The 11,989-nt window shown below is 41.9% G+C and carries 11 protein-coding genes; 4 read left to right on the forward strand and 7 right to left on the reverse strand.

Annotation, left to right across the window (positions count from 1 at the left end; translation table 11 throughout):
- The first annotated feature begins 14 nt into the window (after positions 1-14).
- Positions 15-1,301 carry an MFS transporter gene (locus FQ082_RS01440; RefSeq protein ID WP_262498131.1) on the forward strand — a complete coding sequence of 429 codons (1,287 nt, stop codon included), beginning with the start codon at positions 15-17 and terminating at the stop codon, positions 1,299-1,301.
- A 202-nt stretch (positions 1,302-1,503) separates the two neighbouring features.
- Here the strand turns inward: FQ082_RS01440 and FQ082_RS01445 are convergent, their stop codons facing one another.
- The 6 genes from FQ082_RS01445 to FQ082_RS01470 all read right to left on the reverse strand — a co-directional run bounded on the left by FQ082_RS01445 (position 1,504) and on the right by FQ082_RS01470 (position 6,529).
- On the reverse strand, positions 1,504-1,755 hold the full coding sequence (locus tag FQ082_RS01445) for a helix-turn-helix transcriptional regulator (protein ID WP_149491768.1): 252 nt from the start codon (positions 1,753-1,755) through the stop codon (positions 1,504-1,506).
- Between the two features lie 168 nt (positions 1,756-1,923).
- A complete protein-coding gene (locus FQ082_RS01450; protein WP_149491769.1) occupies positions 1,924-2,829 on the reverse strand; it encodes a hydrolase or metal-binding protein in 906 nt (301 codons plus the stop codon).
- A gap of 123 nt (positions 2,830-2,952) precedes the next feature.
- A complete protein-coding gene (locus FQ082_RS01455; RefSeq protein ID WP_149491770.1) occupies positions 2,953-4,059 on the reverse strand; it encodes a YqaJ viral recombinase family protein in 1,107 nt (368 codons plus the stop codon).
- Positions 4,060-4,175: 116 nt separating this feature from the next.
- Complete coding sequence (locus FQ082_RS01460) at positions 4,176-5,168, reverse strand: DUF932 domain-containing protein (protein WP_149491771.1); 993 nt, start codon at positions 5,166-5,168, stop codon at positions 4,176-4,178.
- A 45-nt stretch (positions 5,169-5,213) separates the two neighbouring features.
- Complete coding sequence (locus FQ082_RS01465) at positions 5,214-5,495, reverse strand: hypothetical protein (protein ID WP_149491772.1); 282 nt, start codon at positions 5,493-5,495, stop codon at positions 5,214-5,216.
- Positions 5,496-5,623: 128 nt separating this feature from the next.
- On the reverse strand, positions 5,624-6,529 hold the full coding sequence (locus FQ082_RS01470; RefSeq protein WP_149491773.1) for an inovirus-type Gp2 protein: 906 nt from the start codon (positions 6,527-6,529) through the stop codon (positions 5,624-5,626).
- Positions 6,530-6,932: 403 nt separating this feature from the next.
- Between FQ082_RS01470 and FQ082_RS01475 the strand changes: the two genes are divergently transcribed.
- Entirely contained in the window at positions 6,933-8,084 is a 1,152-nt protein-coding gene (locus tag FQ082_RS01475; protein ID WP_149491774.1) for a hypothetical protein, read from the forward strand.
- A 480-nt stretch (positions 8,085-8,564) separates the two neighbouring features.
- Here the strand turns inward: FQ082_RS01475 and FQ082_RS01480 are convergent, their stop codons facing one another.
- Positions 8,565-9,218 carry a TetR/AcrR family transcriptional regulator gene (locus FQ082_RS01480; protein WP_149409516.1) on the reverse strand — a complete coding sequence of 218 codons (654 nt, stop codon included), beginning with the start codon at positions 9,216-9,218 and terminating at the stop codon, positions 8,565-8,567.
- 238 nt (positions 9,219-9,456) lie between these two features.
- Here FQ082_RS01480 and FQ082_RS01485 point away from each other — a divergent pair, with 238 nt between their 5' ends.
- On the forward strand, positions 9,457-10,608 hold the full coding sequence (locus FQ082_RS01485; RefSeq protein WP_149409517.1) for an acyl-CoA dehydrogenase family protein: 1,152 nt from the start codon (positions 9,457-9,459) through the stop codon (positions 10,606-10,608).
- A gap of 127 nt (positions 10,609-10,735) precedes the next feature.
- A complete protein-coding gene (locus FQ082_RS01490; RefSeq protein WP_223145233.1) occupies positions 10,736-11,941 on the forward strand; it encodes an acetyl-CoA C-acetyltransferase in 1,206 nt (401 codons plus the stop codon).
- Positions 11,942-11,989: the final 48 nt, after the last annotated feature.

Here is an 11,989-nt window from a genome sequence, read left to right on the forward strand (position 1 = left end):
CTCCTTCATATGGCATGGGGAGTCTTGGACCTGCCATATTCATATTAACACCTCAAATTTTACTGCTTTTTTTCATGACGGAAATTTTAAGCATTCCCCCTGGTGCGGCAGGGTTAGGAATTCTTATTCCTAAAATTTGGGAGTTAGTATTTGATCCTCTACTAGGACGGTGGTCCGATCGTCTTAATACTCGTTGGGGACGACGACGTCCAATTATGGCAGTCGGAGCTATAGTATTCTCAATTGCTTTTGTTATGATGTTTTCGCCACCGAATCTATCAAGTTGGCAATCAACCCTAGCATGGATAGTAGTATTTTATACGCTAACAAGTACGGGATATTCACTATTTACAGTCCCTTATGCGACATTACTCGCAGAAGTTACAGACGATCCGCATACTCGTACGCGAATAGCCGCTTGGCGTAGTGCTATCTTAGCGTTAGGTTTTCTATTAGCAGGAGCAGTAGCTCCTCTGTTAGTCTCAAGTAAAGGTGGCGGGTATGATGGTTATACTTACATGTCCATTATCATTGCTTTAATTGCATTTGCTGGCATGGCTAGCGCTGTGATTGGTACTGGTGGATCTCAGATTAAGCGCTCGCAGTTAAATGTAAAAAGTGGCTCGATTCTAGCTCCTTTTCGGAATAAAGCCTTTAGCTGGTTATGGATAGCTTTTTTAATTCAAATGCTATCAGTCGCGTTAAGCACAGCAATGCTGCCATTTTATAGCAAGTATTGGTTAGGTAATAATCCTGAGACTATCTCTAAATTATTCTTAGGTTTAACTTTATTAACAGTTGCTACCACTTGGTGTTGGACTTGGCTTGCGCGCCGCATCGGTAAGCACAACGGTTTCGTCGTTGCGACTATTCTTTATAGCGCTGCTACAGCTTCACTTTGGCTTGCCATGTATGGTCCTGTCGGATTCTGGTTCGCAGTAATATTATTTGGTATAGCCAATGCTGGTCAGCAATTATTTTGCTTTGCGATTGTTCCGGATATTATTGCGCAACAAAGACAAAAAACAGGTGTTGATGATGAGGGTGCGTTTACTGGTATATGGATTTGGGGCGAGAAAATTGGTTTAGCCTTGGGCGCAGGCTTAGCAGGTCTTATTTTACAAGTGGCTGGCTTTCAGCAAGGTTCTGGAAGTACAGTCATTGAGCAACAATCACCTTCGGCATTGCTAGCAGTGGCATTGTCGGTATCGATATTACCAGGAATAATATGCATACTCTCTTTACCTGCCATAATACTTTCTAAAAAAAGGGTTCTCGATACAGATAAAAGCACTAATTGACACTAACAAGGCATTCATAGGTAAACTATCAATATCAAAGTGTTTAGAGCGATTATGTTTATAACTGTTTATTTATTACCTTAACTTAATGAATAAAGAATCAAAATTATTAACTTATTGATAATAATTTCATTGAATGTAAAAACCCAAAATACAAAAAAATAAACCGCCCTACTATTAGAGCTAGGACGGTTTGTTAAACCTAAGACGAGCGCTCAGCAATCTTAGTATTAATCCATTCTGCAATCTCGCTTGCTACCCATACTACCCTCACCTGTGTAAGTTGTACCTTCTTAGGGAACGTTGGATCATAGCGATCAGATTTTTCATTGACCATCTCATAAATCGTAGAACGACTAAGACCAGTATAATGGCCTACATCTTTGATACTCAGTAGTTGCGGTATATGATTGCATTGCTCAATTACTGGCTGTACTGAGTTTAAATTTTCCATGATTTGCTCCTTATAAGTTAATGAGAGCGTTTCCTCTCATACAGTTAGGGAGTCCCATATTTTTTTACGGCATCCTATACGGTCCGTCCTCTAGTCTTGTTTGAAGCAATAAAAAAAAGGAGCTGATTATTCAGCTCCTTCTTATGTCACCTATCTGTCTTGATAGATTTAACTTACCGCCGTCACACTTTTGCGCAAGCCTTGCTCGATACTACTGACGCTGTGCGTCGCAATACCATTATTAAAGCTTTGCTGACTGTTCCTATCTTCTGTCTCTATTGGATAAAATTCTTCGACTACATCTAGTAGGCTATCGCTATCGACTTCAAAGCACGAATTGTTATAACCAGCCTTAGCCGCTTCCTCTAATGCCGCTTGATCAAAGCCGTGTTCACTAAGCTCCGCATCAATCGCCTGTGCATCTTGCACTGCTTGCTTTAGGTTTATACCATCTCGTAGTGTTAGATCCACAAAGTAAATCGGTGTCCGATAGCTTTGCGTCGTGCTTTTACCCCTTAAGGTGAGTTGCAGTGGTAAACATGACAGCTTATTGCCTGACACCGCAGCAAAGTAACTTAACCGTGCTGCAAGTGTGCGAATACTATTAAAGCCAGTCGTGCGAAAGATAAACGTGCCAAGCTCATCGTCTTCAGAGAGATTGGCGTACAGACGACCGTAAGGTTTACAAGCACCGCCTTGTGCCAATGGGCAGCGGTCAGGAGACGGACAAGGATGACTTTCAACGCCTTTGTTTGTGCGCCTCTGACATTGCTCACCGTCACCCACGCATAGTGGACGTCCGGTCTGTCTATCAAATAGTGTGTACTCCGCTCGTAGGTTTAGTTCAGGATCGTTGAACAGCATACGCACCGGTATTTGTCTCAGCTTACCCTCATTATTTGCGCGTAGCTTTTCATCGAGTGGGTGATTGATCCAGCCGTCTTTATTTTGTACTTGGCTAGTAATCGTGAATTGATCGTCTTTGGCAGGTAAACGCTTGCCATCCTTTTGAATGACACGTCCGATGCTGATACGACCTAAAACTGGCGGGGTTATGGTGAGACCTTTAATCATGGTGATGTTCCTTCTATATTTTAGTTAGCCATAAAAAAGCCCACCTATGACGGGTGGGCGGTTATGCACTTGTTTGATTGAGTGGGTTAATTTATTGATTATGTTTGATGACTGAGTAATGGCTTAGTTATCGTTAAGAATGACAAAGCGACGACTGCCTTGACGGGTTTTACTATACTGCTCAAGCAACTCAGGATGCGCTTTGGTTAATGCTTTGCTATCAAGACTGACACTGTCTTTCGAGCGCTTCCAAGAAATCGCGCCTTTCTCAAATACCGCAATCTCATTATTTTGAATTAAGCTTTGCAGCTGATGTTTCACTTGGTCATGACGCTGCTCTAACTCCTGCATGTAATCACGGTAACTCAGTAATTGATCAAACAATTTATTGGCTCCGTCATCTTCGCTTAGATCAACTTTGCTGGACGGCTCAGGGGTTGGATAAAGTCGCTTTAATGCACGAGCTGCGGATTCAGAATGATCAGGCGTTGGTGGTGTGTCGGTTTCCACATACTGCCAGAACAAACGCTCATGCTCGATGATGGATGCAATCAAGCGCTCATCACGCTCAACCTTAAATATCTTAGCCTCGTGTCCGCAGATTAACACGCAGATATGAGCAGCCTGTTTACCAGTGACGGCTAGCTGATGCTGCACTTGGCAAGTCACATACAAAGGCACGTCATGCTTCCATAATTTGGCTCCATGCTCCCCTGCAGTTTTGCACTCAAGGATTTGCACTTCATCGCTCCCAGTGATGGCATAGTCTAGATTTGCCAGCATAAAGTGATTATCAGGATCGGGGTGCTGCAAGATTGCATTGACGCGACGTACTTTATTGCCTGTGTGCTGCTGATAGTACTTAGCGACCATCGGCTCTAGCGTATTGCCCCAGTACAGGGGCGAATAGCCATCAATATCATCGTTCAAATGTGAGTGCAGACGACCGGTCTTAATCATCCACAGCTCAAGCATCGATAAGTATGGATGGATACCACACGCAGCTGCGGCATCAGAGCTGCCAATGCCTTGTTTGCGTACCTCAAGCCATTTCTTATGACTTAAGTTTTTGGTGTTGACCAGACGTTTTGCAGTGGTTGATTGATTGGCAGACAGCTTTAGTGTTTCACTATCTATATTGGCTTTTGTGGTGCTGGGCGTTTTTACCTTAACGGTTGCACGCTTGGTTTTTCTTAGCTGAGCGATATGGTTCAATGCGATTGTGTTCATAATAAATTCCTTCATTAGATTGGTTATTGGTTAATACTATTTATTAAAAAGACGGCATAAAAAAACCACGCCTTTAAGCGTGGTTGGTTGTGTTATAAACGTTAAGGTTTAGCGAATTAAGCCAGCATCAGCAGCGATTCCTCTAAACCCTTTTCCTTGAGCTTAGCGCCAGAGCCAAACCATGCACCGTCTAATCTATGGTCTCTCGACATCGCCCTGCGCTCATGATCCACATATTCAGTGATACTACACAGCAAGCCGTAAGCGGTATCACGTGCTGCATCAAGATCCGCTCCGCGACCTTGACCATTAAACATCTTCATCACCTTATTCATCGCTTTTGCGTTTGGCACCGCATCCTTCTCTTTCTTAGCGCTGTTAAACAAGATTATGTCGTTGTCCTGATCATTAAATACACGGCTTAAATAATTGGCAGCTTCTGCTTGGGTCACTCGGCGCTCTGATAACTGCTTCATCTCATAACTGTGTTGATTCCATTGTTTGACCGACACGCCCAATTGCTGCTTCACTTTGTCGGCATCAAATGAGGTGCTATGCGGCACTTTCACCACGCCTCCGCTTCCGTCAGCCAAGCTAATCGCTAGGGTGTTATTGCATACCACACGGATTGATGTGAACTGTGCTGTGGTCGCCAGAGTGCCGTCACAAGCGGTTGCCAGTAATAAGTAGCCATTACTAACATCTTTGCCCTTAAGCGTTGCTGACTGGCCTGTCCTAGCCAAAGCCCATAATTTTTTGCCGCCTTTGAGCACCCCAGCAGTTTCCAACTCAAAGTCAGACTGTTCCGTAAGATCCCGATAGAACTCAAGAATCTCACGCGGCTGCACCTCCTGATAACGCTGACTGACTACCGATAACGGCTCGAAGTTATCGCTACGGTATAACACCTTCTGCTCAGCAAAGGGCAGAATCAGGTTATGTCCTTTGTCGTTGTTCGCCATGTAGCTAACATCCGATGACTCGATACGCCAATCGAGCCCAGCTTGCTTTGCCCATACCTCGATAGGCTGCTTAGGGGATAACTCGTTACCCAAGCCGTGCCAAGGGGTTTCGCCTACGTATGCCATTGTTTCGATTAAATGTGCCATGAGAATATTCCTTTTATTGTTGAATAAATTAAGTGGATAAATTGGTTAATTGAAGCTACTAAAAACGTGAGTGCAATTACTACAGCGATACTGCTTGTTCGCAAGCATCGGTAAAGCGTTATTCGGTTGAGCAAGCTCGATCACCGCAGCTAAGGCAATACCTGCCACAGCACCGATAGCTGGATGAAACTTAAGGGTCTTACAGATACTGACGCCAAGACTGACTAGCATGGCAGGAGAGAACAGGCTTTCTATAAGCGTGTTATTAGCACCATCACTCAGCTCGTAGACGGCAGATGAGCGACAGCATGGACAGATGGGTTTCATAAGGGCTCCTATTTATTTTGGGCATAAAAAAGGCCTGCACGAGGCAGACCTGAATATGTTGGGTTAGGCGCTGTATTGACTACAAACGCGCCATCTCATTAAAATAATATATATCTGAAATTACTTTGCTATCGCTTTATGCCTCGACGCCAAGATACGTTGAACCGACTTTGACCAAAGGTACGCATGCCAGGCAACCACAACTTAAGCTGTTGCTCACACTTATCAGTTTTTGCCAAATAGGAGGATGCTATTTGGGAGTTCTCAACTTCAAGTGGATTGTCACGATGAATCATACCAATGCCTAACAACCCTCTATCTGCATACTTTTGCTTATTTGCTGGAGTGTTCCAGTTGTAGTAAGTCCCAAGCCCACCCGTTATGCTTTGCCACTTTTCTCCTACCGCTTTACCTAAGTAACCATCTCTTTGTCGCTCTGAGCCATTGTAGATAAGCAAGAGATGACAATGTAGACCACCGTTCTTACCGCCTTGTTCTAATGCCCATGCGTAACCTTGCACATGCTCAAAACACGTCTTTTTGTTACTGATAAGCTCTCGGATTTTCTTCATGTGATCATTGAAACGATCTATCGTCACATGATGGCTGGTTTCTGTTGCGTACTTTAAATCCACCATTACGAATAGCAGTTTTGAATACTGGTCAGTAAGGTTTCTCACAAGGCTTACTAGATTGTTTTTATTCTGACCTTCGTTATAGCGCCATGCTCTAGTTTCTTCCTCAATATCGTTTTTATACGATAACAGCGTGTTTATAAATCGTTGGGTTTTGTCATGATCCCAAACAACCTCATACGCCGATGAGTCGCCCATGATAGATTCGGTACTGTCAATAAACGCATGGATGGTTTCAGAATAAAACAGGCCATCATCGAAGATGTCCATGAATGGCTCGTATAAGTCGTTTAGCTGTTTCTTTATCTCCTCAAAACTGATGTGATTGAACAGTACTCCTTTAACTAGCTTATCAATGTTAGAGACGATTAGAGGTTGATTGAGGTGTAGATATGACATGTTCCTGCTCCTATGAATTAGTGGTTCATATATTCAGGTTAGTCAGTTTTTTTTAAGTGTAGGGCTAACACTCAGTCTGTCATCTTGAGTAGTTAAGAATATAAGTACCAACTAAGGATGCCAGAATTCACTTCTGCAATAACCTGTATATCCTTACATAGCCAAATAAAAACTCCCTCAATATGCGTTAAAGTAATGAAGATGGAGTTAAGCTTTCTGTGGTCACTCGAAGCTTTAATTTGATCTGGCGTTAAATAATATTTTATTTATATAATAAACCTATTATTTAGCTATATATTCGTCTATTCTAGAGGCATTACAGCTATAGTTGTGCTAGATAATAAATAGGTTTATTCTAGTTAATTAATATTATTTTGCTAGTTTTTTATATTAGGATTTAATTATGGATGGTGCTGAATTCAGTATGAATGACAAGTATAAAGTTAGAGTGCACGATAATATTAAGCTTGCGGTTTTTGATCCACCTTCAGTTAAATATTTCGGCACGCAACGTCTCAGTTATGTATCGAAGGTGTTTATAAGCGAAGCTAGAATTCAGAAATCTTTATATGAAGATTTTTTCAGCATTATTAAAAGTATGAGTAAAGATGAGGCTAAGTCGCTCCTTCTAATTAGAATGTTTCTACTAAACGGTGACTGGGACTTACCTCGCGTTTCCGGCAGTGACTATCCAACTTTCTTAGCTAAATATTTGAGAGGTTGCAAGCTCCCGTTAGAAGCTTTTAATGACATTATTTACCATAAATTAAATTATTGTGTTCCTGATACATATCTCAACTGGTTCGAAAAAGACTTGAGAAGCACACTTTTTGTGGCCTTCTTGGCTATAGATCAACTTCATAACAATACTTTTAAGGGCAAGGTAGATTTAATTAATAATGTTACAGAGACCTTAAGGTATGAAATCCATATATTTAACAGGAACTACAGTAAAAAACTGCCTGAGTATTCTTGGTTTAGAGACATACATGGTGACGCCAAGATAGCGCATATAGAATTTGTGAAAGATTTATATTTGAAGAATCGAACTGCTGAGAAGGATATTAGCTGGATTGATCCATCTAATAAAAAGCAGATAGACTGGATGCATAATTATTTAGATGACAAAAAATTTGGAGGTATTATTCTAGAACGAATATTTTTTCCTGAAAGTACAAATGAGAAATATCAGCAGATACTTGCAAGCTTGGATTTATTGTCAAATGTGCCTAATGAAAAATTTGGTACTAGGGACAAGAAATGGTATCGCCCAAGAGATTACGTTATATCAAGTATGAGGAATGCTTGGAGAACCCAGCTCAATTATGATAAATCAAAACCTCTAACAAAAGAGAGATATGTAAAGATACTTAAGAAAAATTATGAAGTGCTAGATAAAATTATTGAAGAGACAAAATCGACAGATATCAAGATAGTTAACAGTTATTTATCTGATAACTATGATTTAATTAACGCATCTAAAACTGGTATACTAGATGAACCTCATGCTATCAAGCTATCAAGCTATCCAAAAAAAGCTATGATAAACTCATAAAGATGTCTGAAGACTACAGTGTGAGTATTGAAGAAATGATAGAAAGCTTAATTGAGCATGAAAATATATCTCAAACAACAAATTAATTATAATTACCTACAACCAATAATTAGTTGTCCACAAACAATGAAATGATCACTTTATGTACACTGCGGTGTACATTTTTTTAAGGTTAAAAAAATAAGACAATAACTATCAACAACTTACCTACAGACCGCGGTACCGACCACCGGTACCAATTAGTAGTACAAGCAAGTCCGAGAATGACTGATTAGCCCTTATGTTCAATAGCATAAGGGCTTTTTTGTGTCTGTAGTAGTCCGAGCAGGTCTATAGCAAACTGAGATTAATAACAGTAAACTAGATAGTAATTACACCTTTTACTGTTTAATCAAAATGGAATGACTGTCTAACGATCAAAGTTAAGATTGGAGACGCTGTTAGAAAGTCAGGTTCTATTATGGTCTAGGCGATAAACCATTACACTTTTTCTGTCTCAGGCTTAGAGATAGCTCGCCATAAAATCACAAATAGCGCGTCAAACTCTGCGTTTATCGGCGTATTGCTCTGCCGCATAATATGCATAAAGCCTAAACGACTGATAAAACCCATAAAAACATCAAACAGAATATATAGCGGCACACTGTCATTCAATACACCCCGTTTTTGACCATCTTCTAATACATCCAAAAATGCACCAATCAGCTCTTTATTCTCATAAATAGCAATACTGCGAATGCGGGATACCGATATCGAGGACAGCACCATCACTGCATCTGGATGGCTGTCGACAAAATCAAAACATACCCAGAGTGTCTTGCGCAATCGATCTTTCACGCTATCAATCCCTTGTAAATGGTCCATGATCCGCGTCGCCAACCTACCAAGTACGATATCCATAATGGTGTTAAACAAAGTTTGCTTGTCCCCAAAATATTTATAAAGCGTTTGCAATGAAACGTTGGCAGACTTAGCGATTTGCGCCATCGTTACTTCACTAGGGTCGAAGCCTGCAAACACTTTACGAACCGCTTGTTCAATCTTATCCAAGGTGGCAGGTCGCATATCTGATAAGGGCGCTAAATGTTGAGAGGTCTCAATACCATCCTTTTGCTTGACCGCCTTCATTGTCATTACTATTTACTCCCTTATAATCTACTTAGACTAGAGTCAATCACTTTACTCAATAAGCCAATTTTATATAAGGTAAGATGTATTACCATTTATTTTAAACGTGTTGAATAAAGCATTTTCGTCATCTAGTATATCTTCTATAAGTTTTTATTTTAAAGAATTTTTGATACTGAACTAAAGGGTAATATAAATTACCCTTTATTCAATTTCTATATAATCAATGTCAAGGATGGACAACATGAGTATTGAAGCTTTTGCCTCAAACTGGATGACCGAAGAACACAGCATGGTATATGACAGTGCTTTGAAGATGTTTAAAAGCTGGGAAGATAAAGACGAGCAGTGGCGTGAAAACGGCATGATCGACCGTGAAGCTTGGCACGAGGCTGGCGATATGGGCTTTTTATGTGCGTCAATGCCTGAAGAATATGGCGGTGGCGGTGGTGATTTTGGTCACGAAGCCGCTATTTTGTTAGCTCAGGCACAGGCTAACCAAGCTGGTTTTGGTGGTATGGTTCACTCAGGTATTGTAGCGCCCTATATTTTAAAGCACGGTACTGAAGAGCAGAAAAAAGCATGGCTACCTAAACTGGCTACTGGCGAATCTGTTGGCGCTATCGCGATGACAGAACCAACGACAGGCTCTGACTTACAGGCAATAAAAACCTACGCGGTGAAAGATGGCGACGACTACATTATCAATGGTTCAAAAACGTTTATTACTAACGGTCAGCATACCAACCTTATCGTTTTAGCTTGCAAAACGGATCGCGATCAGGGCGCTCAGGGTGTTTCCCTGATTGTGGTCGAAACTGACGCTCTAGAAGGTTTCTCACGTGGTCGCAACCTCAAAAAGACCGGTCTATCTTCTCAAGATACCTCAGAGCTATTCTTTAGTAACGTCCGTGTCCCACAGAAAAATGTATTAGGCGGTGTTGAAGGTCTTGGCTTTATCCAAATGATGCAAGAGTTGCCGCAAGAGCGCCTGATTATTGCGCTAAGTGGTTGCGGTGCTATCAAGCTGGCTTTAGAGTTGACGCTTGAGTACGTAAAAGAGCGTGAAGCTTTTGGAAAGTCAATTTGGAAGTTCCAAAACACGCGCTTTAAGCTGGCTGAAGTTCAGGCCGATTACCTAGCCGTAAAAGCTTTGTGTGACTCTGCTGTTGAAGCGATGATTAATGGCACCTTAACCGCACCGCAAGCGTCATTAATCAAGTATTGGGTGACCGAAAAACAGTGCAATGTCATGGATGAATGCTTACAGTTATTTGGTGGTTACGGCTATATGACAGAGTACCCAATCGCTCGTATGTATGCTGATGCTCGCGTACAAAAAATATACGGCGGCACTAATGAGATTATGAAGGAGTTGGCCTCACGCTTTATGTAATAGCGTTGGGTGAAACCAAGCCGCTTTATGAAAACCGCTACATGCAAATAAATACATGCCAGCCAATATACGAATATTATTAAGCCAAATGTTCTTAAATAATGAAATATTAAAGGGATTTATTATGATTGAGATCGCTTATATTTATGATGCTATCCGCACCCCACGCGGCAAAGGTAAAAAAGATGGCTCCCTCCATCAGGCGTCACCTATCTGGCTTGTACGCACGCTACTAAAAGAGATGCAACAACGCCATAATTTAGATACCAGTTTGGTAGATGACGTCATTTTAGGCTGTGTGACACCAGTCGGTGAGCAGGGTTCTGATATCGCACGTATCGCCGTTATCGACGCTGATTGGCATGAGAGCGTGGCAGGGTTAACGCTGTCACGCTTTTGTGCGTCTGGTTTAGAATCCATTAACCTTGCGGCAACCAAAGTCATGTCTGGCATGGAGGACTTAGTCGTTGCCGGTGGTGTTGAGTCAATGAGCCGTGTACCAATGGGTATGGATGGCGGCGCTTGGTATATGGATCCACGAGTAAACGATGCCGTTCAGTTCGTACCTCAAGGGGTTGGCGCTGATACTATTGCTACCTTAAAAGGTTTTAGTCGTAAAGACGTTGACGAGTTTGCCTCAGAGTCACACAGAAGAGCAGCGGCTGCATGGGAAAAAGGCTACTACGATAAATCAGTGGTTCCTGTAAAAGATTTAAACGGTTTATTACTATTAGACAAAGACGAAACCATTCGTCCAAACACTTCAGTGGAAACGTTAGCAGGCCTAAACCCATCATTTATAATGCCAGGCAAAATGGGCTTCGATGGCGTTATTCTTGATAAATACACCACTATTGAAAACGTTAACCATGTGCACCACGCTGGTAACTCATCGGGTATCGTTGATGGTTCAGCATTGTGTCTTGTGGGTAGTAAAGCTGCTGGCGAAAAAGCAGGTCTTAAGCCACGCGCTAAAATCACCATGGCGTCTGTGATTGGCTCAGAGCCAACCATCATGTTGACTGGCCCTACCCCTGCTTGTAAAAAAGCACTGGCTAAAGCCGGTATGACTGCTGCTGATATCGACCTTTGGGAAATCAACGAAGCATTTGCTGCTGTGCCGCTTAATACCGCTGATGACTTTGGTCTCTCGCTTGATATCGTCAATGTCAATGGTGGCGCTATCGCTATGGGTCACCCACTGGGTGCGACAGGCGCAATGCTGCTGACCACGGTGCTTGATGAGCTTGAGCGCCGCGATCTAAAAACAGCAATGATTACCCTTTGTGTCGGCGGTGGTATGGGTATTGCTACCATCATTGAGCGTGTTTAAGCCTCAAATATTACCTATATATGGACAAACCTACGCATAGAAAATAAG

It is taken from the genome of Psychrobacter sp. ANT_H56B, from assembly GCF_008369245.1.
GTDB classification, from domain to species: Bacteria; Pseudomonadota; Gammaproteobacteria; order Pseudomonadales; family Moraxellaceae; genus Psychrobacter; species Psychrobacter cryohalolentis.

What these genes read in the sequence shown, in the direction of transcription:
- FQ082_RS01440 (WP_262498131.1), top strand. Translation starts at nt 15, where the DNA reads ATGGGGAGTCTTGGACCTGCCATATTCATATTAACACCTCAAATTTTA.
- FQ082_RS01445 (WP_149491768.1), bottom strand. Translation starts at nt 1,755, where the DNA reads ATGGAAAATTTAAACTCAGTACAGCCAGTAATTGAGCAATGCAATCAT.
- FQ082_RS01450 (WP_149491769.1), bottom strand. Translation starts at nt 2,829, where the DNA reads ATGATTAAAGGTCTCACCATAACCCCGCCAGTTTTAGGTCGTATCAGC.
- FQ082_RS01455 (WP_149491770.1), bottom strand. Translation starts at nt 4,059, where the DNA reads ATGAACACAATCGCATTGAACCATATCGCTCAGCTAAGAAAAACCAAG.
- FQ082_RS01460 (WP_149491771.1), bottom strand. Translation starts at nt 5,168, where the DNA reads ATGGCACATTTAATCGAAACAATGGCATACGTAGGCGAAACCCCTTGG.
- FQ082_RS01465 (WP_149491772.1), bottom strand. Translation starts at nt 5,495, where the DNA reads ATGAAACCCATCTGTCCATGCTGTCGCTCATCTGCCGTCTACGAGCTG.
- FQ082_RS01470 (WP_149491773.1), bottom strand. Translation starts at nt 6,529, where the DNA reads ATGTCATATCTACACCTCAATCAACCTCTAATCGTCTCTAACATTGAT.
- FQ082_RS01475 (WP_149491774.1), top strand. Translation starts at nt 6,933, where the DNA reads ATGGATGGTGCTGAATTCAGTATGAATGACAAGTATAAAGTTAGAGTG.
- FQ082_RS01480 (WP_149409516.1), bottom strand. Translation starts at nt 9,218, where the DNA reads ATGACAATGAAGGCGGTCAAGCAAAAGGATGGTATTGAGACCTCTCAA.
- FQ082_RS01485 (WP_149409517.1), top strand. Translation starts at nt 9,457, where the DNA reads ATGAGTATTGAAGCTTTTGCCTCAAACTGGATGACCGAAGAACACAGC.